Origin of the sequence: Bacillus sp. EB106-08-02-XG196 (assembly GCF_013396335.1) — a bacterium.
Taxonomy (GTDB): domain Bacteria; phylum Bacillota; class Bacilli; order Bacillales; family Cytobacillaceae; genus Neobacillus.
On sequence record NZ_JABWSY010000008.1, the window covers coordinates 49,396 to 73,255 of the forward strand.

Consider the following 23,860-nt stretch of genomic DNA (forward strand, 5'->3'; position numbering starts at 1 on the left):
TTTGAATACCTGCCTCTCAAGTCTGCATAAGGATATTTAATCTACTGGACTACAACGATGGTCTACTCGAAACCGTTACCTCAAATTTGCATTTGCTATCGCTTACAATTTCACTTTAAGGACTACTTTTCTCACCTTTTGTTTTTCGCCGGCGATAATCCCCGCCAAATGAGAATCCTCTGGGAGACAGATCATAACGTCTCCCAGATTCATCGCTATCCGCTGTGTGTTCCTGCGTTTTAGCGAACTAACCAACCGCCGTCAACGGCAAGAACATGTCCATTCATATAATCAGATGCCTGACTAGCTAGGAATACAACTACTCCCATGTAGTCTGCCGGTGTAGCCCAACGTCCAGCTGGAATACGAGAAAGAATATCTGCACTCCGCTCTTCATCTGCACGAATGGGAGCCGTATTAGCTGTTGCAACATAGCCTGGTGCAATCGCATTAATTTGGACATTATATTGTGCTAACTCATTTGCAAAGGATTTAGTAATACCAGCAACGGCATGCTTACTTGCTGTGTATGGCGGAACAAATTTACCACCTTGGAAGGACAGCATCGAACAGATATTAATGATTTTTCCACTTTTTTGCTGTACCATTACTTTGGCAACGGCTTGGCTTAGGAGATAGACTGCGTTCAGGTTAATTTCCATAACAGCATCCCAATCTTCTTCCTTGTATTCAAGTAACGGATTACGTCTGATTGTCCCAGCATTATTAACAAGAACATCAATTCTTCCATATACACTTAGGCAAGTATCAACAATGGACTGTAAACTTTCTCTAGCTGTTAAATCTGCTTGATGAAAATATACTTTTCTTCCTGTTTCTTCAATAAGCTCTCTTGTTTCATCCCAGTTCGTATCATAAGAGACAATAAATAGATCTGCACCTGCTTTCGCTAGTGCGACAGCATACCCTTGGCCAAGACCAGTATTTCCTCCTGTCACTATTGCAGCCTTACCTGTTAAATTAAAAAAATCTAGTGAAAAATCTCTTAAACTCATTATATAGCACCCCTATATTTCTATTTTAGTAGTCTGACTTATTTCAAATTATCTCAATTCGTCCATTGTTACTTGATCCATATCGTTGTAGATTTTATTATCGCCTGCCATTGCCCAGATAAAAGTATAATGGCTTGTAGCAGCCCCACAATGAATCGACCATGGAGGTGAAATCACCGCTTGTTCGTTTTTCATCACGATGTGACGCGTCTGTGTTGGTTCGCCCATCATATGGAACATTCTTGCATTTTCATCTAAATCAATATAGAGGTAAACTTCACTTCTCCGGTCATGTGTATGTGTTGGCATTGAATTCCACACACTTCCTGTACTTAATTGAGTCATCCCCATAACAACCTGACAGCTCTGAATTCCTTCTTTGTGAATCATTCTGCGAATAACTCGATCATTTGCAGTTTCTAATGCTCCTAATCTATCACCTTCAATGTCTTTAAAGGCAACGTGCTGAGTCGGATATTCTTTGTGAGCTGGTGCAGAATACAAATAAAATTTTGCAGGAGATTCTGCTGATTCACTTGAGAAAAGCAGCTCTTTTTTACCTAATCCGATATACAAGCAATCTTTATTTTCCATAGCATAGGTTTCACCATCAACAGTGATACTTCCGGTGCCGCCAACATTGAAAATCCCCACTTCTCTTCTCTCTAGGAAATAGTCAGCTTTCATCTGATCATTACCCTTTAAAGAAATCGTTTCTTCAATAGGCGTGATTCCGCCAGTAATTGCACGTTCTTCCATCGAATAAACCAGTTTAATTTCTCCTGGTACAAATAATTCTTCTATTAAATAATGTTTACGAATTTCTTCCGTAGTAAATGTTTTGGCATGATCTGGGTGTGTTGAATACCTGATTTCCAAAGTGTACCTCTCCTTTTATGTAGTAATTTTTACGTTCCGTATTGTGGAACTACGTTTCATAATTTAATTATAACGCTTCCTTTTCAAAAAATCAAAGTTTTAATGTGAAGAAATAGTGAACCTTTTTGGAGACCATAGGGGACCATAAGGACGGTTCGAGATCGCTGAAAAAGTCCAATTTTAAAAAACAAGAAGGCAATTACCTACTATATGTAGATAACTGCCTTCTTTTATTTATTATATATTGATGAAAATTCGTATTCATTGTTCATATTAACGACTTTTTCAGTGGCTTCGGACGGTTCTCCCGGTCTAAACACTCTAGTTGCTGGGTTTCTTGCACTGGATCAAAATACTGCTCCAAGTTATTCACACTAAATTATTTATCATTTTCAAACGAAAAAAATATCCATTTTAAATACTCTCCATTCGTCACAATGTGCCGCCCCAAAAAATCTCGTCTATGTTACTATTAGAATGAAAAGGCAGCTCATGCATTTCTTAGAGGTGAAGTATAAGGTGAATATTCAAAAGATCCATAGTAAAAATGTTGTGTTAACCCGTATTTTATGGGGCTGCTTTATCCTGTGTATGTTCGTCCAAATTTTAAAACAAAAAGATCCTATTTTTATCAGTATCCTCTTCGGCACCGGGATTTTAGTATGTGGAACCATTTCCATTTTCGTTTTCAAAAAACTTTTTATTAAGCAAACCATGTATTTATGTGTATTCGGGATGTCATTTGTTACATATGTACTTATAGATAATGAACCTGTAATATCTAATTTCTATCTCATTTTTTTAGTCATTTTTATTTTAACTATATATCATGATTACCGCCCAGTCATTTTAATGAGCATCCTTAGTATTTTTATAGGGGCCTATTTTTATCAATTCGAAGAGCGTCTTAATTATTCTCATCACAAAGGTGACTTTTTTTACTTTTTATTTACACTTTCTGTTACCTTTCTAGTCGCTTTTCTGCAAATTCGCTATAGCAAAGCAGTAGAAAGAGATGATAATGCGAAAAAGGAAGAAGTAAGAAAGGACAATGAACAACAAATTTTAGCCCTAATCAATTCAATGCCCGATTTAATTTATATTCAGGATGGCACAGGAAGATTTATTGAAATGAATCAATATGCTAAAGCCTTATTTAAATTGGAAAACATTGATTATAGGAATAAAAATCTAGACGAACTTTTTTCCAAAAATGAATGGTTTAGAAATTTTCAAAATTGCTTTTCGAACGATGAGATTTCTTGGGAGAAAGGCACTCCCAATCGATCCGAGTTAGACCTGTCTAGAGAAAATCAATTCTCCGCTATTTTCGATATCATAAAGGTTCCTACTTTTTTTTCAGACGGCAGCAGGAAAAATCTATTAGTGATAGGCCGTGATATTACAGAACAAAAGAAGGCATATGACCTATTATTAAGATCAGAAAAGCTTTCTGTCGTAGGTGAGCTTGCTGCTGGTGTTGCCCATGAAATACGAAACCCTCTCACTTCAATAAAAGGTTTTTTGCAGTTAGCGAATCAAAACGGGGAATTTGATCGCCAGTACGTACAAATCATGTTAATGGAAATATCGAGAATGGAGTCAATTGTTTCCGAATACTTATCATTAGCGAAACCAAACCAAAACTCGCCAACATCTCTTCAAAATATGGATACGCTCGTCAGAAATGTGATTACTCTTTTTGAGAGTCAAACAAACTTGAGAAATATTACGATTCATTCAGAATTAGATCATTCTTACCAAATAATGTGTAATCCTAATGAAATTAAACAAGTGCTTATTAATTTATTTCAAAATGCGATTGAAGCCATTGGAAGTAATGGGGACATTTTTATCTATTTGCGGTATGTCCCAGAAGGTGGAGTAGAGATTATCTTTATTGACAATGGATGCGGGATTGAGAAAGAACGATTAAAGAAGATCGGTGAACCATTTTTTTCAACCAAGGAAAAGGGAACAGGGCTGGGATTATTAACTTCCAACCGTATTATTGATAAACATCATGGAACGATAGAGATTGATAGTGAAGTAAATAAAGGGACCGAAGTAAGAGTTTTTTTGCCTACTAGCAGCTAATTTTGGTGCAACAACAAACTTCATGCAATTAACAGCACCTCTCCAACTCTTTGGAGAAGGTGCTGTTTTGATGTTTGGAAAAACCTAAGTGGAAGGACCAGAAGAACCGTCCCCATGGTTTTCATGGTTTTACCTAACACTGTTTATGGGCAGAATAATCTTAATCTCTTTTGTAAACCTTCGTAAATTTCTACCGGCATTTCCTTGATTTTAATATCATCACCTAGAAAAAGCAGCCAATTTGTTATTTCCGTCAATTCTTCGGGATGATTAACATTGATAAAAGTCTTTAATATGGCTGTAGCTTGGTAAGGATTCGTATAGGAAATGGTAAATTTTAAAGGGTGGTATTTTCTAAACTGGGCAATCGCTTTTGGACCGAGCTCAAGGACAAGGTTGATTACTTCTTCCTGCTTACGTAGTTTTTCTAAAATCTTTTTCCTACTCCATCTTTTATTCGTTGGGCAGGGTTGAACATCGGTGAGATTGTCGACATGAAAAATATGCTTCTTTTCTTCCTTTAGGTCAAAGCCTTCAATCAGCCACAGGCTTTTTTCACGATAAAGGTTTAAGAGATAAATGGGATAAGACTTTATGACTTTCCCTTCTTTAATGGTAATCAATAAATACCGGTCCAAAAGCAGGTTTTGGATGAGTTTTTCTAACATCGGATGTGGGAGATCTGATAGGTCAAGCAGGTCAGGATTATTCGGGTTGGTCCCTTCAAATAGCAAGATTTGATTTAATAGAACAAGGTCATCCTGCTGGTTTTCTGAAATGAGGCCTAGTAACTTCTCAGCTAAAGACTGACGACTATTTAGATAGGGGAGCTGTTGGTTTCTCGTGGCCATAAAGGCTATAAAAAGAGCTTTAACCTCATTATCGGTAAAGCGGACATGTGGCAGGACAGAATTGTGCATGACAAAATATCCCCCATCCCTTCCCACTTCAGCAACAAGCGGCATCCCCATGGCTTCAATTTCTCTGATATCTCTAATAGCCGTTGAACGAGAGATGTTAAATTCCTGCATGATTTCAGAAATGGTAAAGTGGGAGCGATTGTTGATATAACGCATGATGATATTAATCCGTTCAACTTTTTTCATTTAGCTGCGCACTCCTAAACAGTATCACTTTTTGACATGGTTTAAGATTATTATAAACTCAGTAAGTGAAAAGACAAATTAATTTTAAAAAAAAGGATGGTTTTGAATATGGCAGATTATATTTTAGAAGAAAAAGATAGCTTTACGGTTTTAGGTTTTGGAACCGAGCTTAAAAGTGATTACACAGACTATGCCGGCATTATGAAGGAAAAGTCAGACTTTTGGCATGCCGTCAAACAAGATGGAACGCTTGACACTTTAAAAGCTATAGCTACAAACGACTACATTTTTGCCGTGAACGAAGCAGTGAATAACAAAATGATGCACTATGCTGGCGTTATGACAGAGAAAACGTTACCGGAAGCAACTAGAGTGATCCAATTTCCTAAAGGGGAATACCTCGTTGTGAAAGGCGTAGCGAATACGTCTGAAGAGTTGAGTAATATGCTGACTGGCATAGCCTTTGGCCAAGCCTTGCCTGAAGCAAGTGATGTTGCCTATGTTGGCGGGCCAAATGCATCGGTTGAGATGGGGCAGCGCAATGGTTTAGTCTTTGGTGAAATGTGGATTCCGGTTGTTAGGAAGTAGCTAGAGATAAGGAGAGTTGGAAATGTCCTATATCGTAGATTTTAAAACTGTTTCGACAGTTGGTTTGGAGTCTTCTCCTGTTGCAGAAACGCTTGCTGGTTTACGCGCGAATGAAGCCCGTTATTTTATGACCAAATATAAGCATGAATTTACCGTTGAACCCGCTAGTGAAAGCCAAGAAACCATTGATTATGTGAACCAAATTTTGAAAAAAGAACGGGATATTGAGTTTGCGGCCAAACCTTTAGAAACGTCGCGTTTCCAAGTTGAAAATATCAATTGGGCTTACGTCTTTTATGAGGATGGTCTTGAGGTCAACGTCCTGTATACGATTGATGGCCCTAAGCCGAAGCGGGCCGTTGGTTTTAAGCTTTCTGAGGGTATGGAGGTACCAAAGGAGTTAGAAGGGAAGTTTAAGTTTGCCAGGCAGAAGTCTAAACTAGCAGGAACAATAAGAGGCTCGTTTTTTGTCATTAAAGGAGAATATTAACGGAAGCAAAGGCAATGTTCATCTAGGGATTCCAATAAACAAAACAGCACCTCTCATACTATTTAGAGAAGGTGCTGTTACTATTTTCGGAAAAAGCCTCAGGAAAGACCAGCAGAACTGTCCCCATGGTTTTTTTGCTTTTTTAAATATGGGATAACATATCTATCAAGGCCGTAGTAATACCTCCCTTTTCCAATAAATAATAGAATCATCGCTACTGCGAAAAACTTTGAATCCGGGCTGGATAATCCAACACCCGCCATAATAAAGTTAATATTCATGAAGGCACCTGCGATTAATGCTGGAATGGTCACGAACCCTAAAATTAATCCTAAGCCAACAAGAAATTCTCCCCACGGGATAAGGATGTTAAAAAATTCTATATTTGGTAACGCAAATCCTTCGAGAAATCCGGCATACCAACCTGGGACGGTAGGATTTGAAATAGCGCCTTGTAAAAATCCACTTACTTCAAATCCAGATGTAATTTTATAATAACCTGCTTCGATCCATTGAAGTCCTAACCAAATGCGTAATACTGTCCAAACGAATGCTATTTTTGTTCCATTTATATGTTTTCTCATAATGTGTTTCTCCTTTTAATTGTGAATCACTTCACATATGTGATTAGATTTTTCCTAATATGCTGCAGCTTTTTATGTAGTATTTCACTTAAATTTCTGCACGTAAAATACTTATTTCTTAATTTTCTCCTCCGCTAGCCACCTGTCAAAATGTTATTGCCTTCTCTTTTAAAATAATCCAGATTTTATCATGTTCTTCTTTCTCCTTTAACCTTTTATACGCTTATTTTAACGAGCCAAATCATCTATTACCTTGATTTAGGTCAATATTGTACTTAATTAAAAATGTCCTTCATCCACTGGATGAAGGACAAATGATTGGTTTATGATAACCGTCAGCCTTTACTATTTATACTCCGAAGTTAAGTTATCGTTGCAGAAGAAGCAGCTGCTTGGTCAGCCTTCACACAATCAATGGCTACAACGAGTGCAATCATAATGGTTTCCATCTTTTCGTCCAATATTTGTATCTTGTAGCTATCTCCCCAAGTGAACCACTCCTTGCTCACTTGACCTGCGACTTCACCATGCTGTAAAACCTGAAAATCCATATCCCACCAATTACCATGTACTTCAATGCCTGCACCATCAATGGAATAGCGTGCTTTTAAGAAGGAAAACTCCTTCCTAATCGTTAGCACCTCTCGACCATTCACCTCAACAAAAAACTTCGGTAAAAAGCTGAACGCCTTTTTCGTAATGAGTGCTACTTCATCTCTTGTAGTATTCATAATGGAGAAAGTCTTGGGAATTTGCATAAAACTGCCCTCCACGTAATATACATCCTTCTCCTACTCATCCTTTACTGTAAATTTGCCACTAAGACTGAAGACCTTCTGCTTTATATACAGTTGCTTCATATTATACCCTCCCTCTTATCAGAATTTTATCAATAAACAGAGTATTTCAACATTTCCACCACTTTACAATCGTATCATATATAATGATTAATAAATTCCTGATTTTCAGTAGGTTTTGGTTAATTTCATTATAAAAAGATGGGGGAATAGCATGAAGGTATTCAATAAAGTTATTGTTGTAACGGGTGCTGGCGGCGGAATTGGGAGAGAACTAGTTTGCCAGCTTTTAGAAAAAGGAGCTATAGTCGCAGCCATCCTCCACAAATCCGGGCTTGAGGAAATAAAGTCATTAGCAACCGTCTATGGTGACAAAATTTCAATACACTTTGCCAATATAGCTAACAGAGATGATGTAGAAAAGCTTCCAGAAGAAATCCTTGCCGTTCACAGATGCATAGATGGATTGATTAATAATGCAGGAATTATTCAACCGTTCCATAGCGTGAATGATCTTGATTATGAACAAATTCAAAGGGTCATGGATGTAAACTTTTACGGTACGCTCTATATGTGTAAATCGTTTTTACCACACCTTTTAAATCGACCCGAAGCTCACATTACAAATGTTTCAAGCATGGGTGGATTTCTTCCTGTGCCACACCAAACGATTTACACAGCTTCAAAAGCAGCCGTCAAAATGTTAACAGAAGGCCTTCATTTAGAGCTTAGAGATACCAATGTTGGCGTAACCGTCGTCTTTCCTGGAGGAGTCGACACGAACATTGTCCAAAATGCTGGAATTGAAATAACAGGCGTTGAAAGCCATTCATATAAGATGCTCAGCCCAAATGAAGCAGCTGCCATCATTATTAAAGGGATGGAAAATAAAAAATACCGAGTATTAGCCGGAAACGATGCAAAAATAATGGACTTTTTATATCGACTAAATCCGAAAAAAGCAACGGACATCATTGCTAAAAAGATAAAAACACTTTAGAAAAAAGAATGACCGCCCACCCTTCTATGAATATTTTTCGTAAACTTTGTTGCTTTCTGTACAAATTACGCTAAATTAATCGCTACTTCGGACAAGTTTGATGAACTTTAGAGTCATGGTGTCCGAACCAGAGGTGACTTCAGACAAGTTTGATGAATTTAAGAGTCGTGGTGTCCGAACCAGAGGTGACTTCAGACAAGTTTGATGAATCTAAGAGTCATGGTGTCCGAACCAGAGGTGACTTCAGACTAGCTTGATGAATCTAAGAGTCTTGGTGTCCGAACCAGAGGCGACTTCAGACTAGCTTGATGAATCTAAGAGTCTTGGTGTCCGAACCAGAGGCGACTTCAGACTAGCTTGATGAACTTAAGAGTCATGGTGTCCGAACCAGAGGCGACTTCAGACTAGCTTGATGAATTTAAGAGTCATGGTGTCCGAATCAGAGGTGACTTCAGACAAGCTTGATGAATCTAAGAGTCATGGTGTCCGAACCAGAGGCGACTTCAGACTAGCTTGATGAATCTAAGAGTCATAGTGTCCGAACCAGAGGCGACTTCAGACTAGCTTGATGAATCTAAGAGTCATGGTGTCCGAACCAGAGGCGACTTAAGCAAAAAACGTATTAACCAATAATAAAAACAAGCTCCTTATTCATTTTCATTCCCAAGTGTCTTTCCCAAACCTATGCTAATGAAAAAGAGGAGGAATCTACATGTATAGAAACCCATATTATTATTGGGTGCAACCCAATATGCCCATGTACTACAATGATTATTCGTATTTAAACACTCGCCAGCAAGTAACTGCCCAGGAGGTTATGCAGAGACTCCGTTCCCAACATAATAATTTATTTTCCCAGCTCGAACGTGCGGGAATGAACAGACAAATTACGGAATATGTTTTTCTTTTTATCGTTAATTACACGCTTAACCAGACAGACACGAATCAATCGGCTACACAAATTTATCGACAGTTTCAAAGACAGGTACCATGGTTTCGCTTATTATTTACGCAATTGAATATACCGGAAAATACCATGGATCGTGTATTAACGAGGGTCATTGAAATTGTATTGGATCTACTGAATTCCGATGGTGGTGGCGGTGGCGGTCAACCTGGCCAAGGCTGGTCAGGATGGGAAAGCCTTGGTGGCACATTAACCTCTGCACCTACTGTTTCCTCTTGGCAAAACAATCGTCTGGATGTCTTTGGCCGTGGCACAGACAATGCACTTTATCATATTTGGTGGGATGGCAGTAGATGGAGTAACTGGGAAAGCCTTGGCGGTGGGTTGACATCTGCTCCAGGTGCTGTTTCTTGGGGACCAAATCGAGGATTGGGAAGACCTTGGCGGTACATTAACCTCTGAACCCGCTGCGGTTTCCTGGAATCCAAACCGGATAGATGTTTTTGCAAGGGGACAAAATAATAATTTAATTCATAAATGGTGGAATGGCCGCTCTTGGAGCAATTGGGAGAACCTTGGAGGAACACTAACAAGTGCTCCAACCGTTTCCTCCAGACGTCCAAATCAATTGAAGGCAGCTTAACCTCAGCACCAGCCGCCGTCTCATGGGGACCAAATCGTACGGATGTCTTTGCCAGAGGACAAAATCAGGATTTAATCCATTTATGGCAAGGTCAATAAGTAACATTTTCACAGGTGCGCTTCCAAGCGCAATTAGAGGGTGCCCCTAACCTTTGGGGCACCCTCTAATTTACAGCATTTCTGTATATTAGGAATGAAGTCATCTTCGACAAATTCCTCCCCACATTATTAAATAAAAGCCTCAATTAGCAGCCATTACTACGAAACTAATCAAACGTTTGATTAGCCAAAAATAAACCAATTAATCGTTTGATTAAAAATGGCTAAAACCCTTTTGGCAATAAACTCAAGCATGCTTACTAGAAAAATTCCTGTCGACGAACCAGTTCAGGCATCGATAAATCTCCCCAATAATAATTCATAAAAACTAGTATTCTACAAAAATCCACACGTTTTGATATTACATAAACGTTTAATTAAAACCACACAGAGCACCTATAAACAAAGAACTTCTGTTATTAAAATGGGGGGAAATATGTCGAACTTGAAACAGTGCCCCTCTGGTAAACCGTGGGGACGGTTCTCCTGGCCTTTTTCACTTGTTTATTGGTTACAAAGGTAGTGAGACTCTTACCAAGTAAGAATAACCAAAGAATTAGTCACGGAGAACCGGTCCCACGGCAACAATTACTTCACGAATAAATACCCCTTTTTTCGCAATAGCTCGATCAACAATCACAAACCCCGCTTCAAGTAGAATCTCATCAACATGTTCAACCGTTACGACTATCACTTTATCCGCAAACCTGCGGGCACTTTGAAGCATCTCCAGCTGTACTTCAGGTGAAATAACCGAACACAAATTGTAGGGGAAATCAATAATTGCGACATCGTAATGCTTGGTGATGTTCCGCATATCTTCAAACTTCACTTCACATGAATACCCAAAGTGTGCGATGTTCTCTCGTGTTCCCGCCAGAATAACAGGGTTATTGTCGCTCCCCACGATGTCAATGCCCATCGACAGTGCTTCTACCAGGACAGTTCCGATTCCACAGCAAGGGTCAATGGCTTTGAGTCCGGCTGGATCCGGAATGGCTATATTCACCACTGCTCTGGCCACACGGGTGCTGAGCGCAGTGGAATATTGATGCGGCTTCTGCTGATGCTGATACCACACCGATTCGCTTTCCACATAATCACCAAATATCCATCTTCCGTTGATATTCATGACCCCAAACAATCGCTGCGGCTGCCGAATATCAGCCACACCATTTATATGTAAACCGACTTCCCTCTCAATGGCGCGCCGCTTCTCGAAGGTTTCCTCAACACTTCCAATTTTCACATACATCACTTTAAACGTTTCCCCGATTTGCAAGGTTGCGGCTTTCTCAAGAAGCTTGTGATAACTCTCCTCTTCAAAAATGACGGCTATTCTTTCTTTAATAAACGGACTTCGACTGGGATCAATTTTTACAGAACTCTCCAAAATACTCGTATGAGATTCATTCCCTAATAATGAGCGCATCTCCAAAGCCCTCAAGGACCGTTCATCTTCATAGCTTGCGTAAGTATAGATATAGGTAGCCATTTCCCTCACCTTTCCATATAAAAAAGACAACAGGATTTCCCCATTGCCTCATTCATTATCTAAAAAATACCTTGTCAACGTTATACTTTGCCTTGGATTCATTAATGATAAACGTCTCATAAATTTCTCTATGTACGGGATCTTCAATGACACAGACTTCAATTTTTGTGACTTCATCACGATGGTTTTTGATAGGGGACACCGTATCCTCAAAATGCTTTTTGATTCGAGGGCGTAACTTCCTTGCTTTCCCTACAAACAGCAGCTCATCGTTTTTGTTATAAAACATGTAAATGCCGCCCTTTTCACGAGTGATAAGGTGAAAATCGGTAAATCCATAAATATTACTCAGCTCAGGGTTTTCCTGTTTGGTAATCGTAACGTCTGGTTTTGGAACAGTTATATTAATCACGTATGCTCACTTCCTTTTCTATATCGCTGTATATGCTAACACAAATCCTTATATAATACTATCTCCTGATTTCAAGCTTTTAAAACCCTGCCAGTGGGACGGTTTTCATCGTTCTTTTTTGAGGTCAGTGTGACCACGAGAACCGTCCCCGAGGTCACGAGGTCACAATTTTAATCAAAAGATCCCATAGTTTGAAATAATTCACTTGATTGTGGAGATACGTAAATGGTTCGGCTTGGAAAGGCGACTTCTACTCCCTCTTCCTCTAATATCCCCATGATATCAATGTTAATTTCATGTTTGATTTTTACATGTTCTGCCCAAACGGTCGTATTCGTGAAAAAATACAACAGAATATCAAGACTGCTATCATTGTACTGATCGAATGCTACCATAATCGTATCCGGATGAATTTCTTCATGCGTTCGTAACATTTGTTCAATTCGATGAACCACTCTTTGGATTTGTTCCTTTGAGGTTTGATAATTAAGTCCCAAATGGAAAGTGATGCGTCGTTTCCCCATACGGCTCCAGTTGGTAATCGGTTCGTTCGCAAGTGTTGAATTGGGAACCGTGACAAGCGCTTGACTAAACGTTCGGATTTTTGTACTTCGGAAGTTAATATCTTCCACTGTCCCCTCCACGCTAGGGGTTAAAATCCACTCACCAATGGAAAAAGGCTTTTCAGTTACAATAACAATTCCACCGATCAGGTTTCCTACCGCTTCTTTTGCAGCTAAGGCAAACGCCAATCCGCCTAACCCAAGGCCTGCGACCAAACCATTTACGTCATAATCAAATTCCTGACCAACAATACTAATGCTAATGGCAATAAGGATGACACGAACCGTTCTTGATATAAACGGAAGAAGAATTAAATCAATCTTATTGTTCATCTTTTGATTCACACTGACTAAAATCCCCGTAGAAGGCGAGGATAAATTAAACAATCCCCATGTAATTAAAACAATAACCATCGAACGCAAAAATTTTAAAAATAACGCATTGTGCTGTTCGATAAAAGGAAAATAGTCCATAGCGAGATACAAGCCTAAAATAATGAACCCCCAGCCTAACGGACGTTCAAAACTCAAACATATTTGTGTGAAAAAATCAGTTGGTGTTTTTCTAGACAATTTTAATATCAACTGAAAGACATACTTCGTAAAGAGGTTTCGAAAAAGAATAAATAAAACCAAAATCCCGATAGAAATTCCTACATTTTTTAACATGTCATAGTCAATCCCTATCGGCAAAAAAGCCATGACAAACCTATCCAAAGACATTCTAAAAATACCTTCTCTCTTTTATTGAATTCAAACCATTCCATCCAAATATAATAACTTCATAAACCGGATATTTGAATACAACAAAAGTCATAGATTTATTATTTTTTTCAGCGTTGACAGCCTTATTAATTAGCTGTGACATATAGTAGTTAAAAGCCATTTTAAGGTGGTGTTATCATGACCAGTATCCAGGATGTAAGTGATGTCCTCTCCAGCCTTCCTCATCACCTGGCCAGAAAGTGGCTGGGCAACGACCTCATCAAAAAAACGATTGCAGTAAGCTATGATTATTGGTTAGAAGATACCGGCATCCCCATGACCTTAGAGGAATTTGTGCTGCAGTATCTTGACCACTCTGAATATCTGGGTGAATTGTTTGCTGATGATTAGTTAAAATTGTAGGGGGAAATCCTGTGATTTCCCCCCTTCAGCTCGATATTAACATTCATAAAGTTCTATAGGTAACTCGTCCGGATCAGCAAAGAAGGTGAATTTCTTTTGAGTCCAGGGATCTATACGAATATCCTCCACTTCCACTTGCATGGTGGTTAGATGACGAACTACCTCTTCGATATCGTCTACTTCAAAGGCCAAATGTCTTAAACCCGAAGCCTCCGGATAACTCGGCCGTGCTGGCGGGTTCGGAAACGAAAACAGCTCAATTTGATATTGGCCATTCACCTCGAGATCTAGTTTATAAGAGTCTCTTTCCTCTCGATACACTTCTCTTATTGGAGCAAGCCCTAAAATTCTTACATAAAAATCCTTTGATACTTCATAGTTAGAACAAATAACAGCAATATGGTGTATTTTCTTTAACTTCATAGCTACACTTCTTTCATCTCGTTATTGAACTGCGCCTTAAATTCTAATGATTAGTATAACATTCGACTGTTTTCTACGAACTCCTCCCTAATCAAACGTTTGATTAGTTCTGGAATATTGACTTGTATATAACGTATTTTCTCATTTCCAAGGAAATTTTTTGTCGAATCCCTTGCTGGCTTTTCTCTGAAAATTCCACACTATCCCTGAAAAAAAATTAAATTCTCCCTTACTTAACATTCTTCTATCATTTTCCCTATACCAATATTCTAACCAAACGTTTGATTAGTTTTTGTTAAAATCCCTCTAAATCAATATTTCTCCACTCCTTTGCAGTAAAAAAGGTGTCGGTTTAATGTTTATTCATAGCTTAAGGCAAACCTTCTATACAACTCAATGCCATGAAATTTTAACTCACTAAAATGAGCTAAATCCTTTTTTAAAAATTTATTTTCAAGGACCCTGTCCTTTTCGCCTACTTTTCCATATATAAAGGGGTGAAAGGAGGTGATTACGATGGCAAGAGCAATTATAGCAACGTCTAAGCTGCGTTTGGTGTTCCAGGTGGGGATGGAAGATGACGGTAAACCGATTCTAAAGGCGAAAACTTTCAACAATATCCAAAAGTTAGCGACAGCTGACCAACTTCTACAAGCAGCACAAGCTGTTATCAATTTGTCCAATGATTCTCTCAACAGCATGGAGAGAGTCGACAGTTCTGAATTACTAGCGTAATGGGAAAATAACGGATAGGGGGAGGTGAATGAAATGGCTAAAACATTAGAATTGGAGTTTGTGACAGAGTATGGGAAACCCGCTCGTTTATCAATCGAAAATCCGAAGGAACCGATTGATGGAACAGTGGTGAAGGCTGCGATGGAAGCAATGATCGCGTCTGGAGTTTTCACTTCTACTAATGGTAACTATGCTTCGGTTAAAGGAGCACGAGTAATTGACCGCAATGTAACAGAGTATGAAATAGTTTAATAGAGTTCGAGGCCGGTTTCCAATGGAAGCCGGTCTTCATTATATTAAAAAAGGAGGTTTCTAATTTAATAGAACCCCTCCCTAACAAAGTTACCAGCATCTACATTGGAATAAACAATTAATATTCCTGCATTGTCTGCGTTCACTGTAATCATGATCATTTTTTTGGTCTCCACAAGGATTACAAGAATCTTTTTTCATTTGATTATACTTGTTGGTTTGTTTATACGTACGGGTATAATCATTCTTTTTGCATCCACAATCATTATGCTTGTCATTCTCGTCCTGCTTTTTGCAATCATCCTGCCTGTCGTTTTTGTCTTGTTTTTTGCATCCGCAATCATTATGCTTGTCATTCTCGTCCTGCTTTTTACAATCATCATGCCTGTCGTTTTTGTCATGCTTTTTGCATCCGCAATCATCGTGCTTGTCATTCTTATCCTGCTTTTTGCAATCATCCTGCTTGTTGTCTTTGTCTTGTTTTTTACATCCGCAATCATCGTGCTTGTCATTCTTGTCCTGCTTTTTGCAATCATCCTGTTTGTTGTTTTTGTCTTGTTTGTTGCAGCCGCAATCATCGTGTTGGTCTTTTTTGTCTTGTTTATTACTATCTTCATGCTTGTCGTTTTGATCATGTTTTTCCTTGTTGTCATGCTTGTCTTTACCATGATGATGCTTATGATGATGTTTCTTCTTCCCTTTCATTCTCCTACTCCCTTTCTTAACAAACCTTTTTATATAATTAGTTTATTAAGAATATGGAAAATGGTTTGGACGAACTACCCTCATTGACAAAGCGTTTTTTCGCTGGCTTCTAAAAAGGGCACCTCGAGGAAAGGGGCATGGACCTTTAATACTCCATTAAAACATCAATGGTTTTTTGATTGATTTCACCTAATCGCCAAAGTGCAATTTTAGTAATTCCCGCTTCTTTGGCAGCTTCAATCCACTTTTTTATTGTTCGGTAGTCCCCATACCATACGGTGTGCTTCATTCCTGTATCGTCCACATACTCGAAGCTTAAACTTCCACTCTCCTCATCCCGCTCAGGAGGTTTACTGCTTAAAGTTGATAACGCGATTGCCTTTTCTTCTGTCAAAGAAGTGATTTTACCATCTTCTCGCCAATCAAAACCGCCAGCCGATAGTGCAATGTAATGCTTGCCTGAAAGATGGGATAATTTCTCCGCGACATTGGAGATTAAGGCTGGATCGGCTTTTGGACCTGGTCCACTATGTGTTCCGTACAAATTATAGGCCATCATCACATAAACAGGCCCTTCAGGAAAGTGGAGACTCTCAAGCGGTGCCTTCGTCTCTAGAACAATTCGCAGCTTCTTCCCTTTGTCCTCTAACGCGCTGTACAACTCTCTGTAAAAAGCAATCAAGTTGTTCCAATCGTTATCAGTGACTTTTTCATAATCAATCTCCACACCAGCAAGCTGATACAAATCTACCATTTCGATGATTTTATGAATGTGCTGGCTTCGACTTTCCTCTGATCCTACGAGCTGGCTAATTAGGTCGGGATCCTTTTGAACGGAAGTTCCATCAAGCTGAATCCGGTCATTAACGATCGTCATAAATACCTCAGAATCATCGATGGATTCCTTATATTTCGGAAGCATTTCCTTAAAATTATGGGTTAACAATAGCTCACCGTCATGATTAAAATAGGCGGCAAAGAGCTGCAGGCTCGTTAAACTTTTGGAAAGACCTTTTGCATCTTCAATCCCAGCTGGCCAATGCCAATCCACCAGCCACGCCGACAATTCAATTGGCACAGGTTCCTCTACCGGCAGCACTAGCTGCTTCTTTTCAGGTGCATTTTTTATCGACTTTAGAAAGAAGCAGGAACCCATCACAACCAGTAAAATAATAGAAGAAGTAAGCAAGTACCACTTTCTCTTTTCTTTATGCTTTGACACTAAATGTCCTCCCTATATGTTAAAAGGTTGCGATTGTCCAATCGATTAGATCCTTCATTTCCTCATCTACCAATTCAATTGCTTTTTGGACTCCTGAATTCGTATTAGAAAATAAAGTTTCTGAACTAGTGAACTCGACAATTTGGACATTGGTAAATACGCTATCATATATGTCTTCTAGATCACCCAACTCATCCTCTTTTATCTCTCGGGGTTCCGAAGCCAATGCCAAACCACCGCTATCAAGCACGGCATCAAATGGCAGCTTTTCGAAAAGAGGTTTTTCATCCTGCCAAAGTGATAGCTGTTGATTGTTCAACTCAACGATAATTTCTTCCTTGTTTACTTCTACTCTTTTTAATATCTCTGCTTTATTGTTGGCCGACGTTTGAATGACGGAAAGTTCATTATTCTCAAGGACCAGCTTGAGATTTGTTCCCCTTTGCTGATTATACCGAAGATAGATGGATTGCTTCCCTTCCGGAGTCCCTCCCACACGCAGGTTTATCCGGTAATTTGGGGTAGAATCGCTATCCCTTAAGAAAAGGAGACCTTCTTTTCCAGGAGGAGAGGTCAGAATCACTTTATTTTCTGCAAACTGAACAGCTCCACCTTGAAGCTTCCAATCCTTAGCAAGCTGCTCATCACCCGTCTCAAAGGTAACCTTTTGACCAGAATCTTCACGGATTTTCATCATTAAGGTGTTGGCAGACCAGTGCGGTTCTGGCTGAACTCTTGTCAGATTGTACTGATTTGAATCTAGAGCATTATAAGCTTGTCCTTCCCGATTAAAATGCAGCTTAAACATCGACTTTATGTTCTGATCATTTGCCTTTTCCACTAAGTTATTCATTCCGTTATAAAGCGAATTCGCATGCATAATCATATAGACATCAGGAATAAACCCAAGTTCCCTAGTATATGTTTTTTTCATCAAGTGGTAGTCAGTGTTAATCCGTTTTTCCATTTCAGCTCTGTCTTCAACAGGGATTCCATTCTTATCACGCAGAAAATCCATTAAATAATGATTAGATTTCTCTATATTGAAAGCTTCAAAATCTGTTTCATCAATCCTATCAATAAAATATCCATCTTTATCATAGTTGTTAATATAGGTTAACCGGTATCCATTGCTTCCGATCTCCCAATATCCCGATTCTTTCATTTTCAATAAATCTTTCGGCTGCAAAAGTTTATATTCCCTCTTACCCAATTTATTTGCATGGGTCAGAATCGTTGCCTTAAAATTAAACTTCTCCAACAGAGTCTGAGCAAGAATACTAGAATCGTTCCGTCCATCCTCAAAGGATAAGAATAACGCTTTATCTGGCAATGGTTCTCCCTTTTGATAAAAATTAATAATATCCTGCTGCGAAACCGTTACATACCCATTGTCCTTTAGCACTTGAAGCTGTTCCTCCAGCTGCTTTTTGGCGATCAAGGTTTGACTTCCAGATGTGCTGACACCGAAATAGGACAAAGCGATAAACCCTTTTTTATTACTCCAGCTCGATTGCTCGAGTGCGGTATAACTTTCATGATTAAATGCAGCTTTAATCAAGAGTGATGCTAAAAAGAAGAGAAAGATCAATTGGAATGTGGTTCTTGTAGTCTTTTTCCTATCCTTCTTTTGATAATCAAGAGCGCTGGATTGCTTCTTTTTCAACCTGCCAAACCTCATTTCCAACCTACCCTCTAACATTAATAAGTTTATAACCCGCTTTATAATGGAAGACTAAATCTCTTTTTATTTCTTAGTTTTCTAGCTTTTCTTTTTTCATCTGCTTCCATATCCTGCGGTGTCATTCTTGTTCCCCATGTTGACTTCCAAAAGGTAAACCAGGCAATCGGCATCTGCCATAACAAAACCAATTCATAATATAAGCAAAAAACAATACCGAATATCCATAAATTACTTCTACGGAACATGAGATGAGAAAAGCTCATAAGCAAAGACATTAACAAAAGCCCTAACAAAAAGGTCGTCGGGAATATCCCATGAACCAATGGAACATAAATAAGGTTATGAACCACAATGGCTGGAGCGGCAATCGGAACGAGTAAACCAATATAAAAGAATAGTGACATCAAAGGTTCCTTGCGCCAGATAAACGAGGCAGCTCTTAATGACTCACGCAGCCATGACCGCTTCCACCTCATTTGCTGTTTCAAAAACACAGTTGTTTTTGAAGGCGCAATCGTCGAACAAATCGCACTATCCTGATAGCCAGTCCGGTGTGTCCGCAGGATATAGTTAGTCATACTGCGATCATCACCAAATGTTGCAGGGTGGCCAAAAAATTTCTGATTCAGCCAATCCTCCTTGTGCTTTAAGACAAGATCCTTTCGATAACAGGATAATGGCCCCGATAAACAAGTGACACTATCAAATATCGATTCTGCAGCCTTCATGACCCGAAAAGCAATATAATAACGTACCGTCTGAAGCTTTGTCAGTGTATTCGTATATTTATTTTCAACATCTGTTCGTCCCGCTACACCGCCCATTTTAGGATCCTGAAATGGCTGGACAATATTTATTATCGCTGTGGATTCTAAGAAACTATCAGAATCTACAAATACGACTAAATCATGTTTGGCGATTTCAACCCCTTTTACTAAAGCTTCCCGTTTCCCTTTATTTTCAGGTAGTGCAAGCATGTGAACACGTTCCACTGTTTTAAACCGTGCGGCTTCTTTATGTAATAAATCGATTGTCTGTTGGATCACCTTAACAGACTGGTCGGAAGAGCAATCATCGACAACAATGACCTCTAATTTATCAATCGGATAATCCTGGTTGATACAGCTTTTGATCGTTCTACCAATCCATTCTTCTTCATTAAAACAGGGGATGACGATTGAAACACCTGGGGTAAAGTTGGAATTAATCGGGACATCCTTATAAAATGCACCAAATAAATATCTTGATAATAAAAAGACAGCCGCAATAATGCTATATAAATAGAGGATAAAGTTGTATTTTAAATAGATGATGCTTTCTAGCCGCATGAGTAATACGAAAACTGTAACCATAAGGAGCAGGATACTTGCAATTGGCAGGGAATAACCCCAGCGTCTCTTTTTATGATAGACAAATAGAGGAATCGAAAATTCAAATGCCACCATCCATTTTTCTTTGCCTTCAACCTCTTGGATAAAGGTTCGAACAACCTTAGCATCCATTTTCACTTTCGACTCTAACCCCTCTGGAATAGTCCCTGGCGGTATGGTAAAACGGAGAAAATAGGTTTCCCCCTTTTCAAAGGTTGTTAGATTAGCTGGAACTTCTAACAGGACCCCGGTAACAGAAATATCGGCCACACGAACATGAATCTTTTGGTCTTTCGCCTTTTGATCTTTTGTAAGAATAGCAGGGAAATCAGCAACATACCTGGCACTAAAATCATTCTCATCCTTCGCATCCCTCACTACTCCACTAAGATCAGGGTGCTTACTCCCTCTTCGATCGGCTGATGTTCGTACAAAATCTGGATCTGGCACTTTCGATAGAAGTCGTCGATCAGGCTTGGTACCAGCCAGTACTTCAACCCTTTCCTTCTTAATTTTTCTATGATTCATGGTATCCAACTCTAACCGATTCCTAATTTTCCCCAACTCCTTCTCAGTGTGGTCTTTAACATAGCCAATGATTTAAAAAACGTTAATTCATCCAATCGGTTATTTTTACAAAGGTATAGCCTTTGCGTTTGAGTTCTTGTATGACAGCAGGCAGCGCTTCTGCGGTGTTAATTTCATCTAGTAAATGAAGGAGGATAATACTGCCATTTTCAGTCTCCTTCAATATAGTGGAGGTGATTTGCTCGGCGCTGACACTTACATCCCAATCCAGTGATGTAACATCGTATAAAATAATCGATGGATAGCCTGCTGCTGCAACTATTTTTGCAGTCTTATCATCAATTTCCCCAGTCGGCGGGCGGAAAAGCATCGCTGGCTTCTGTTGAATCGCTTCGGTTAATACTTGATGTGATTTGACCACTTCATCCTGAATTTCTTCCAAGGTCAAATCCGAAATAACCGGATGGGAATATGTATGATTCGCGACTTCATGCCCCTCTTCGACAATGGCTCTTGCCAGGTTAGGGTTCCTTTCAACACCATTCGTCCGTAGAAAGAAGGTGGATTTCACATCATACTCTCGTAATATATCTAATATTTGCGTTACCTTATAATCAGTGCCCCAATCATCAAAGGTTAAGGCAATTTCCTTTTTATCCGTATCCTTGGACTCGATGATTTCATACTTCGATTGCTGATAATCTTTATTTCGTTTCGCTGCATCATACCCTGGAATTTGAGCTAACAGTTTCCTTTCACTGCCACCTGCAGCCAGTTTCCCCAATGGGACAATCTCATAGCCAACCCGCTTCACCGCTTCGGCAATTAATGGAATCGCCTTAATAACCTCGGGGTTTACATCGGAATTTAGGGTAATAATCCCACCTCTTGTAATATATTTTGAAACATATTCAGCGATTGTCTGGGCATCCTTCATATCCCAATCTTGAGGGTTTACACTGTAATACACGACAGCATCGAGCCCCGCTTGTGCGGCGGCTATTCTTACCTCTTCATTGTATTCACCTGTTTTCGTTCGAAGGTATTTTGGTGTTATCCCCGTCTTCTCTTCAATAATCTCATTCGCTAATTGAATCTCCTTAAAAATCTCAGCATAAGAAAGCTTTGTCAGGTCCAATCGGTTCAGGGTATTGTTCTCAAGCTCATGTCCTCTCGAAACAATTTCTTTCGCAATATCCGGCTCCTCTGCCACTCTCATACCTGGAACAAAGAATGTCGCTTTGATATCATATAAGTCTAATTGATCTAAAATTTGCTCCATCCTATCTTTGTCACCCATACCGTTAAACGTAATCGAAAGCTCCTTCTTCGTTGTATAAACAAATGGCAGTTCTTTACTCATTTCACCCTCGTACCGGGTTTGGGCTCCTGCCTTCGGATCGGGCAGTCCTGATTTATTTCTCCCATCTACTTCGCTGGTTGAACAACTAGTTACCATCAACATGAAAATAACCACCACGATAAACATCCACTGTTTTCGTTCCACCCGAATATTTTCCATTTTGCTCTCCTTCTACTAGAACTTCCTACAACAAATCAAACCATTTATCATAATAATCTATACTCATAATGGAACATCAACAAAATATGTTTTTAATGTTAGGAATATTAAAAATAATTATGCCGCACATACGACTAGATTAGTAGTATTTACACAGGATTAACTTACTGTATAAATTGAATAATCACCCTTTTGCTAATTCGATTATACCATTTCCAATCGGCCGAAATTGCTAATTTTTGATAATGTTCTACTATTTTTTTTACAAAAAACGAGAAAAAAAGGAATCAGCGAGATGATCACTGATTCCTTTTCTATGGGTCCTTGGTGGTCCTTGGGGATGGTTCTCATGGTCCTATTTGGTTAGTTCTGACCACAAGAACCGTCCCCACGGTCACTATTTTTTAGCGTAAAATCGATCTCGTACGCGTTTAAGTCTTGCATGGTAGTTAAGGATATCTAACCGCGCCTTTTCTGCTTCTGGAGCAATCGGTCTAAGATTGGCGATGTCCCAATAATCAACTATGACATCCAGTACTTGATCAAAATACTCAAGCGGTCCGTAATTGGCTTCCTTTGCAATAATAGCCATCCGGTCATCAAAATCAGGCATAACTGTACCCGGCATCTGGAAATTTTTAATTACATAACCGAGATAGTAGCAATAATTCGGCTCCAGTTGCAGGTGTAGCTTAATGACATCGCGATAGAAAGCATAATGCAAAGTTTCATCCTTGGCAAGCCGTCTAAGGAGCGTAGCCAATTCTTTGTCATGCGGTCCTGCTACCTTCGCCACATTATAATAGAAAACCATGGTCGCGAGTTCCTGCAGGGAAGTGTAGACCATCGTCTCAAAAGGGGTATGAAAATCAGGCTCCCATCCACCTTCAACCGTCTGTTTGTGCAATTGGCGAATGCGCATAGGATCAGCGTTTCTAGTAATCAACAGATAGGTCTCCAAAAGGTTTGAATGCTGGTCCTCTTCCGCCGTCCAAGTATGGACAAAATCCTTGATGACCGTCAGCGACCCCTTAAAGGTTTGATCTAGGTAGGATGTGAACCAAGGCAGATTCACCTCTGTCAAAAGAGCCGTCTCTACTGCCGTTACCACACCCGGCGGCAGTGTTACCTGTTCAGGGTTCCAGGGCACCCTCCTGAAATCCTGCGCCTTATCCCAAGGCAGGAAATCATGATAGCCCCAATCTATTTTTTCAGCCCTTCTCTTGTGTTCCTCATAGAGCTCCTTTAATTGCGGCTCCAGTCTAAAGTCTAAATGGTTTGTCAGCAAATAGTTCCCTCTCCTTACTACAAATTTTCCGTATTGCTCTATTAAAACATATAATTTAAAACATTCCGAATTTACAGCTTCCATTTTCAAAAAGTATTTAGGCTGCCAAGCTGAAGTTTCTGCGATATTTACCTATGTATCCAACAAAGTCCTCTAACAATATAACCAATTAATCTTTGATTAAAACTGCCTTAACCCCTTTTAAAAAGTGAATTTTGGGTCGTATTCATTATTTTTTTGTCGAGGACTAGAACAGTTTCTTTATAAATGGATCTGACCGTTTAAAAATAAACGGAAATAGGGAGCAGACATCAGAGCTACTCCCTTT

Annotated in this window: 24 protein-coding genes and 1 pseudogene; 9 read left to right on the forward strand and 16 right to left on the reverse strand. The window is 39.3% G+C overall.

Going from position 1 to position 23,860, the window contains the following annotated elements; translation table 11 throughout:
* Nucleotides 1-102 precede the first annotated feature (102 nt).
* From MLOOGBEN_RS29715 to kduI, 3 genes are read right to left on the reverse strand one after another with little or no spacing between them, the layout of a single operon-like run.
* Nucleotides 103-255: a YhcH/YjgK/YiaL family protein gene (locus MLOOGBEN_RS29715; protein WP_368737787.1), complete on the reverse strand. Its 153-nt coding sequence runs from the start codon at nt 253-255 to the stop codon at nt 103-105.
* Complete coding sequence (kduD, locus tag MLOOGBEN_RS13700) at nt 240-1,016, reverse strand: 2-dehydro-3-deoxy-D-gluconate 5-dehydrogenase KduD (RefSeq protein WP_179158827.1); 777 nt, start codon at nt 1,014-1,016, stop codon at nt 240-242. The genes MLOOGBEN_RS29715 and kduD overlap by 16 nt, the downstream gene beginning before the upstream one ends.
* 48 nt (nt 1,017-1,064) lie before the next feature.
* Nucleotides 1,065-1,895: a 5-dehydro-4-deoxy-D-glucuronate isomerase gene (gene kduI, locus MLOOGBEN_RS13705; RefSeq protein WP_179158828.1), complete on the reverse strand. Its 831-nt coding sequence runs from the start codon at nt 1,893-1,895 to the stop codon at nt 1,065-1,067.
* Between the two features lie 519 nt (nt 1,896-2,414).
* On the opposite strand from kduI, the gene MLOOGBEN_RS29720 reads away from it, so the two are divergent.
* Nucleotides 2,415-3,992, forward strand: coding sequence for an ATP-binding protein (locus tag MLOOGBEN_RS29720; RefSeq protein ID WP_179158829.1), 1,578 nt, complete (start codon nt 2,415-2,417; stop codon nt 3,990-3,992).
* 143 nt (nt 3,993-4,135) lie between these two features.
* Here the strand turns inward: MLOOGBEN_RS29720 and MLOOGBEN_RS13715 are convergent, their stop codons facing one another.
* The gene (locus tag MLOOGBEN_RS13715) at nt 4,136-5,098 is read right to left on the reverse strand and encodes a helix-turn-helix transcriptional regulator (protein WP_179158830.1); all 963 of its coding nucleotides are present in this window, start codon (nt 5,096-5,098) and stop codon (nt 4,136-4,138) included.
* Nucleotides 5,099-5,206: 108 nt separating this feature from the next.
* On the opposite strand from MLOOGBEN_RS13715, the gene MLOOGBEN_RS13720 reads away from it, so the two are divergent.
* Both MLOOGBEN_RS13720 and MLOOGBEN_RS13725 read left to right on the forward strand, forming a co-directional pair.
* Complete coding sequence (locus MLOOGBEN_RS13720; protein ID WP_179158831.1) at nt 5,207-5,686, forward strand: GyrI-like domain-containing protein; 480 nt, start codon at nt 5,207-5,209, stop codon at nt 5,684-5,686.
* Between the two features lie 22 nt (nt 5,687-5,708).
* On the forward strand, nt 5,709-6,176 hold the full coding sequence (locus MLOOGBEN_RS13725) for a phage tail protein (RefSeq protein WP_179158832.1): 468 nt from the start codon (nt 5,709-5,711) through the stop codon (nt 6,174-6,176).
* Between the two features lie 98 nt (nt 6,177-6,274).
* Here the strand turns inward: MLOOGBEN_RS13725 and MLOOGBEN_RS13730 are convergent, their stop codons facing one another.
* Nucleotides 6,275-6,760, reverse strand: coding sequence for a DoxX family protein (locus MLOOGBEN_RS13730; RefSeq protein WP_179158833.1), 486 nt, complete (start codon nt 6,758-6,760; stop codon nt 6,275-6,277).
* Between the two features lie 362 nt (nt 6,761-7,122).
* Nucleotides 7,123-7,620, reverse strand: a pseudogene (locus MLOOGBEN_RS13735) (LURP-one-related/scramblase family protein).
* A gap of 151 nt (nt 7,621-7,771) precedes the next feature.
* Between MLOOGBEN_RS13735 and MLOOGBEN_RS13740 the strand changes: the two are divergent.
* From MLOOGBEN_RS13740 to MLOOGBEN_RS29260, 3 genes are all read left to right on the forward strand, one after another.
* Nucleotides 7,772-8,557, forward strand: a complete 786-nt coding sequence (locus MLOOGBEN_RS13740; protein ID WP_179158834.1) for an SDR family NAD(P)-dependent oxidoreductase — start codon at nt 7,772-7,774, stop codon at nt 8,555-8,557.
* Between the two features lie 712 nt (nt 8,558-9,269).
* Complete coding sequence (locus MLOOGBEN_RS13745; RefSeq protein WP_256989086.1) at nt 9,270-9,926, forward strand: DUF346 domain-containing protein; 657 nt, start codon at nt 9,270-9,272, stop codon at nt 9,924-9,926.
* Nucleotides 9,865-10,107, forward strand: coding sequence for a DUF8189 domain-containing protein (locus tag MLOOGBEN_RS29260; protein WP_368737788.1), 243 nt, complete (start codon nt 9,865-9,867; stop codon nt 10,105-10,107). The genes MLOOGBEN_RS13745 and MLOOGBEN_RS29260 overlap by 62 nt, the downstream gene beginning before the upstream one ends.
* Before the next feature lie 654 nt (nt 10,108-10,761).
* Here the strand turns inward: MLOOGBEN_RS29260 and MLOOGBEN_RS13750 are convergent.
* The 3 genes from MLOOGBEN_RS13750 to MLOOGBEN_RS13760 all read right to left on the reverse strand — a co-directional run bounded on the left by MLOOGBEN_RS13750 (nt 10,762) and on the right by MLOOGBEN_RS13760 (nt 13,398).
* Nucleotides 10,762-11,700 carry a TRM11 family SAM-dependent methyltransferase gene (locus MLOOGBEN_RS13750; protein WP_179158835.1) on the reverse strand — a complete coding sequence of 313 codons (939 nt, stop codon included), beginning with the start codon at nt 11,698-11,700 and terminating at the stop codon, nt 10,762-10,764.
* 55 nt (nt 11,701-11,755) lie between these two features.
* Nucleotides 11,756-12,112: a nucleotide excision repair endonuclease gene (locus tag MLOOGBEN_RS13755; RefSeq protein WP_179158836.1), complete on the reverse strand. Its 357-nt coding sequence runs from the start codon at nt 12,110-12,112 to the stop codon at nt 11,756-11,758.
* Nucleotides 12,113-12,282: 170 nt separating this feature from the next.
* Complete coding sequence (locus MLOOGBEN_RS13760) at nt 12,283-13,398, reverse strand: mechanosensitive ion channel family protein (RefSeq protein ID WP_256989087.1); 1,116 nt, start codon at nt 13,396-13,398, stop codon at nt 12,283-12,285.
* A 180-nt stretch (nt 13,399-13,578) separates the two neighbouring features.
* Between MLOOGBEN_RS13760 and MLOOGBEN_RS13765 the strand changes: the two genes are divergently transcribed.
* Nucleotides 13,579-13,791: a hypothetical protein gene (locus MLOOGBEN_RS13765; protein WP_179158837.1), complete on the forward strand. Its 213-nt coding sequence runs from the start codon at nt 13,579-13,581 to the stop codon at nt 13,789-13,791.
* Nucleotides 13,792-13,839: 48 nt separating this feature from the next.
* On the opposite strand, the gene gloA2 is transcribed toward MLOOGBEN_RS13765, so the two are convergent.
* Complete coding sequence (gene gloA2 / locus MLOOGBEN_RS13770; protein WP_179158838.1) at nt 13,840-14,226, reverse strand: SMU1112c/YaeR family gloxylase I-like metalloprotein; 387 nt, start codon at nt 14,224-14,226, stop codon at nt 13,840-13,842.
* Between the two features lie 516 nt (nt 14,227-14,742).
* Here gloA2 and MLOOGBEN_RS13775 point away from each other — a divergent pair.
* Complete coding sequence (locus tag MLOOGBEN_RS13775) at nt 14,743-14,961, forward strand: DUF1659 domain-containing protein (RefSeq protein ID WP_179158839.1); 219 nt, start codon at nt 14,743-14,745, stop codon at nt 14,959-14,961.
* Nucleotides 14,962-14,994: 33 nt separating this feature from the next.
* Nucleotides 14,995-15,213, forward strand: a complete 219-nt coding sequence (locus MLOOGBEN_RS13780) for a DUF2922 domain-containing protein (protein WP_179158840.1) — start codon at nt 14,995-14,997, stop codon at nt 15,211-15,213.
* 197 nt (nt 15,214-15,410) lie between these two features.
* On the opposite strand, the gene MLOOGBEN_RS13785 is transcribed toward MLOOGBEN_RS13780, so the two are convergent.
* From MLOOGBEN_RS13785 to MLOOGBEN_RS13810, 6 genes are all read right to left on the reverse strand, one after another.
* Nucleotides 15,411-15,881 (reverse strand): hypothetical protein, encoded by a 471-nt coding sequence (locus MLOOGBEN_RS13785; protein WP_218781181.1) that lies wholly within the window; start codon nt 15,879-15,881, stop codon nt 15,411-15,413.
* Between the two features lie 182 nt (nt 15,882-16,063).
* Complete coding sequence (locus tag MLOOGBEN_RS13790) at nt 16,064-17,140, reverse strand: glycosyl hydrolase family 18 protein (RefSeq protein WP_368737789.1); 1,077 nt, start codon at nt 17,138-17,140, stop codon at nt 16,064-16,066.
* A gap of 19 nt (nt 17,141-17,159) precedes the next feature.
* Nucleotides 17,160-18,806: a polysaccharide deacetylase family protein gene (locus MLOOGBEN_RS13795; RefSeq protein WP_256989088.1), complete on the reverse strand. Its 1,647-nt coding sequence runs from the start codon at nt 18,804-18,806 to the stop codon at nt 17,160-17,162.
* Between the two features lie 56 nt (nt 18,807-18,862).
* Complete coding sequence (locus MLOOGBEN_RS13800) at nt 18,863-20,722, reverse strand: glycosyltransferase (protein ID WP_179158843.1); 1,860 nt, start codon at nt 20,720-20,722, stop codon at nt 18,863-18,865.
* An 82-nt stretch (nt 20,723-20,804) separates the two neighbouring features.
* Nucleotides 20,805-22,244, reverse strand: coding sequence for a polysaccharide deacetylase family protein (locus MLOOGBEN_RS13805; protein WP_256989089.1), 1,440 nt, complete (start codon nt 22,242-22,244; stop codon nt 20,805-20,807).
* Nucleotides 22,245-22,641: 397 nt separating this feature from the next.
* Entirely contained in the window at nt 22,642-23,532 is an 891-nt protein-coding gene (locus MLOOGBEN_RS13810) for an acyl-ACP desaturase (RefSeq protein WP_179158844.1), read from the reverse strand.
* Nucleotides 23,533-23,860 lie beyond the last annotated feature (328 nt).